This window comes from Mesorhizobium sp. M5C.F.Ca.IN.020.32.2.1, from assembly GCF_004023105.1.
Taxonomy (GTDB): domain Bacteria; phylum Pseudomonadota; class Alphaproteobacteria; order Rhizobiales; family Rhizobiaceae; genus Mesorhizobium; species Mesorhizobium wenxiniae.
Window position 1 is genome coordinate 1 of the sequence record NZ_RZSX01000569.1, and the last position, 4211, is coordinate 4211.

The 4211-nt window shown below is 54.8% G+C and carries 4 protein-coding genes and 1 pseudogene; 1 reads left to right on the forward strand and 4 read right to left on the reverse strand.

Annotated features, from left to right (window positions below):
• Positions 1-293: hypothetical protein (locus EOA86_RS39575; RefSeq protein ID WP_206630119.1), on the forward strand; the 293-nt coding region annotated here is incomplete at its 5' end.
• Positions 294-328: 35 nt separating this feature from the next.
• On the opposite strand, the gene EOA86_RS24435 is transcribed toward EOA86_RS39575, so the two are convergent.
• The 4 genes and pseudogenes from EOA86_RS24435 to EOA86_RS38865 form a co-directional block, all read right to left on the reverse strand.
• On the reverse strand, positions 329-1531 hold the full coding sequence (locus tag EOA86_RS24435) for an NAD(P)/FAD-dependent oxidoreductase (RefSeq protein ID WP_128344013.1): 1203 nt from the start codon (positions 1529-1531) through the stop codon (positions 329-331).
• Complete coding sequence (locus EOA86_RS24440; protein WP_206630120.1) at positions 1482-1859, reverse strand: FAD-dependent monooxygenase; 378 nt, start codon at positions 1857-1859, stop codon at positions 1482-1484. Before EOA86_RS24440 ends, EOA86_RS24435 begins: the two co-directional genes overlap by 50 nt.
• A 96-nt stretch (positions 1860-1955) precedes the next feature.
• Entirely contained in the window at positions 1956-3188 is a 1233-nt protein-coding gene (locus tag EOA86_RS24445; RefSeq protein ID WP_128344017.1) for a GNAT family N-acetyltransferase, read from the reverse strand.
• Between the two features lie 13 nt (positions 3189-3201).
• A pseudogene (locus tag EOA86_RS38865) lies at positions 3202-4211 on the reverse strand (hypothetical protein); the annotation flags it as partial.

A 4211-nucleotide genomic window follows, 5' to 3' on the forward strand; every position in this document is an offset into this window, starting at 1 on the left:
GCGTCCTGTACACGTTGCCGGTGACCCGCGCACAGTTTGCGAAGGACGCAAACAGCGCAACTTATCAAATCGTGCGGCAATCGGCAGCCGGGCCGGTCAGCATCGAGTCCGATGGGATGACCCTGTTGCAGCCAGGCGACCTCGTCAACATCAGCGTGGGCGCTAGCGAGCCAAGAGAGCCGGCCGGTTCGCCGGTCCCGACCTTGCCGCTGACCGGCGAGAGCTTGCCGGCCTCGCGCACACCTAGCGATGGTCTTGGAACGTCGCTTCTCGAGAATGGCATTCAACAGTAGCGCTGCTATCCCCGGGAGACAGCTCAGCCTGCTCCTCAACGAACTGCGTTTGCCGCCATCAAGCGAAGTTGTGGGATCGAGATCCCCATCATATCGAGACCAATCCAGCCCATCCGACGAATACGCCATAAAAGCGTTGTATCGGACGCCAGTGATCGGTTGTAAAATGCTTCACCAAGCGACCATTCATCACAGGTAACTTTGACGGGATCACTGTAGTATGTCTGAATTTTCTCGATCCCCATGCCGGGCGTGGCTAACCATGTCGGAATATGATGGCATAACCGATCAACGTCGGTTAGCACTTTATTGAGACCCGTACCCGCCGCCGGATCGCTGGTAGCAAAACTGTCACCAGCCAATACCAGACCGGGTTGCTGTTCATGATTCTGCGCAGCGTAAAGATCAACGGGTCGAATCTGAATATCGCTTGAGACGACAGCATCACCAAGGAGACGCTTCAATCGGGGCATTACCGAATATAATGCAGATAACGGCGATGTGCGCACTTCCTGACACCACGGATGGCGTATATCACCATGGTAGACGAATACATTGGCGCGCATTCTTGAACCAATCGGAAACATGCTCACATAACCCATAGGCCCTGGCTTTTCCGCAGAATACGTTAAAGCTTGAAATTTGAAACCAGCTTTAGAGGTGAGATCAAAACCAACACTGATCGAGTGGCATTTGCTGATCTCGGATCGCGTGATCGCACCCCGGACGACATTGTTTAAGCCGGTCGCCACCACAATCAATCGGGTCGACCATGTGTCACCATTTGACAGGGTAATTTCCTGCCGGTCGGAACTCGTCGTTATTTTGGTCACTTTAGCGCAGATGAATTGGACACTATCTGGAATCTGGCGGCGAATAACATTTACCAAATCCTCATAAGCCACCCCATATTCGCAGGGCTCGCCGTGTTTCCCTTGCTTTTTACCGATGACATAACCGCGACGGGCCACCCATATCTCAGTCATCGGTGTCGCAGCCGCCAATACGGCATCCACCAGCCCGGTTTTTTTGAGCAAGTCGACTTGATCGCCATCGAGTTTTTCGCAGCGAAACTCCACCGGATAGACTTGATGGATATCAACAAGGATGGTCGAAATCCCCATCCGGCCAAGCATCGCAGCGGCTAACGAGCCGGCGGTACCACCCCCGAGGACCGCTACATCAATATTATTCAATTCCCGCTCCTTTGCCCACCACTTCATTGAAAACACGATCATGACAGCGAGCCAAACGGTGTCGAAGAAAATTCAAGACTCCGTCTTTTGCTGCAAAACCAAACCAGGGGCGCTTGTTCATCACGCGACCAAACCGCGCAATCCACAGTTCTGTGAACAGCGTTGACGCGGCAACAATCCCCTCCATCAGCCGGCCAGTCTCGCGAAGCAACTTGAACTGCTTCTCCTCAATCTTCTCGCAGCGAAAATCCTCCGGATAGGGATGATGCGCGTCGATCAGGGCGACCGAGAATCCAGCTCGCCCGAGCGTCGCGGCGGCGATGGAGCCCCCCAAGCCGCCGCCGACAGTCCCAATATCTACGCCATACATCATAGTCTCCAGCAAAGTAATCGCATTATACTATACTTTTTCGAGAAGATCGATGATTGTATCCCGCTCCAAGATCAAAAACTCGTGAACAGTCGGTCAGATAAACATGCGACGCAAGGATCGTCTTGTCTTACGAATAACCTGCCGCAGCGGCGGCTTTAACAACGTCGTTTGATTATACCATGTATCCACATAATGGATCGCCATTCGCGCCGCAATTACAATACGACCGCGCAACGTTCTGCTGTCAAAATGGAAAAACAAAGGCAAGTTGATATCCGACCATGCAAGCTTATAGGGTTCGTCGCCGATCGTAAAATCGAATTTCTGCATCTTCTGGCCAATGGCATATTGCAACATTTCCTGAATATGCTGACGCCCGGGACTGTATTTGGCGAACTCGTCCTCATAACTCGACATCACCAGTGAATAAATGGAGTTGAACCGGAGACCGAGACCCGTCGCCACCGGAACCCCAGCCACATCCAGCCGCGTGACATGGATGACCTCGCACAAGCGAGGATTGGCGACAATCGCCAAGTAAAATTCGCGAAAACCCGGACGTGCGAACATATCATGAACACCCATTCGGGCATAGCTGCTCCGTTTTTGTTCGATCAGCTTTGTAATGGTGCACTCGATCTCGGCCTGCTCTTGCACGTCTACAAAGCGAATCGCCCCGCCACCTTGCTTGGCGAGGTTTTTGGCCTTGCGCCGGTGGGTATGCAGCGTCGAATTCGAAAACTTTGACGCATAAAACCGATCCCAGTTCGCTTCCGGGAGGGTTGCGACATGTCCGCCGCAATTAGCCAGCAGGACTGGCAAGCCGAGAAAGGGATTAGGTTGAGAGCCGACAACACTGGGCATATTGTAAAATTCAACAGCGTCGAAACGAAGTTGAGGATGGTCTTGAATCGTCCGAATTATGTCTTTCCAGAGGCGGCCGAATTGCCCAGGTTTCACGTGATCGCTAAAATTTATCGCCAGGATGGGCGAATTATAATCGCACAATTCCGATCCAAACCAGACCAGCCGGCGGATCAGACCATGGCGTTCGATTGCCAATGGCAGAATAAAAACCGCCACGCCGGTATCGTCGAGACCCAGCACGATCACCGGAATCAGTTTCTCTTTGGAACCGATGTGGCGATACCATTCCATCTGCCAATCAAACAATTGGAATACAGTACAATCCGCATGCTGCTCTAATGTTCTCCACTGAGCTTCCACCGCGTCCATATCGGTGAAAATTTGCAGAGCAATATTCGCCGTCGTCATTGGGTGTCCAATGTAACAATGTTCTGCTTGAAATCCCAAACCCAGCGCCATGATCGATGTCTCCTCAAGTCTGGAGCGGCGACTCGGTCGGTCGCTCGTGCTGCGCGGGACCGGCGGCAGAATCCAGTTTCACCGCGAAGGCCAAAATCAGGGCGGCACATGCACCCTCGATGCTGACGGCGAGCGTCCAGCCTAGGACCAGGCCTTGAAGTCCACCAAGCTTCGCCCCCGCGACCACGAAGCACAGCTCCAGCAATCCGCCAAGCGCGAACCAGCGAGATGCCTTGCGCATCCTGTCGCCCAACCGCGCCAGCGTACAGGCATGAAATTTGAGCGTTGATCCCAACAGGCTGAAGCCGAGGAAGCGCAGGCTCGAACCGGCGATCTCAGGATACGCTGGATTGAAGACCGCAAGGATCTGCTGCGAATAGGTGAAGACTATGACGGCGCAGACCAGCGAGAAGAGCAATGACGCCGTCACCGATACAAGGACATCGTGTCTGGATTGTTTCGGGCATGCCCTGATCACGGGGAACAGGACCGTGGCCATGGCTGCGGGAATCAATGACGCCATAGAGACCAGCATCCACAACGCCACGAAGGCGGCATTTGTGGTGGGCGACAGGAGAACCAGCACAAGGTAGGGCATGATGACGCTCGGGGCCTGCACGGCCACATCGAGCGCGTAATGGTCGACCACCTTGCGTCGGAGAATATGGAGCAGCTGAAAATCGGGGGCCCCAACAAGACGACGCGCGCCGCCCCGGGTCAAGAGATCGACGCCGACAAAGGACGCCAGCAGGCCGGCCACCCAGGTCAGAAGCAGCGCGGCACTGGACGTGTGGCCGGCGGCCGCAGCGCAGGCGATCAGCAGCAGCTTGAATGTGGAGAACAGCACTTGCCGGATCATCCTGCCGGTGCTGCGCAGGTTGCCGACGAAGGCCTGGTCGACCATCATGGCGAGAACCGTCAGGCCGCAGCCGAGGACGAATGCAACTCTTTGGAGCCAGCCGCCGATCGACTCGGTCGAGCTGTTGAGGTACGCATCTCCGAAGACAAACACCACGGCCAGGC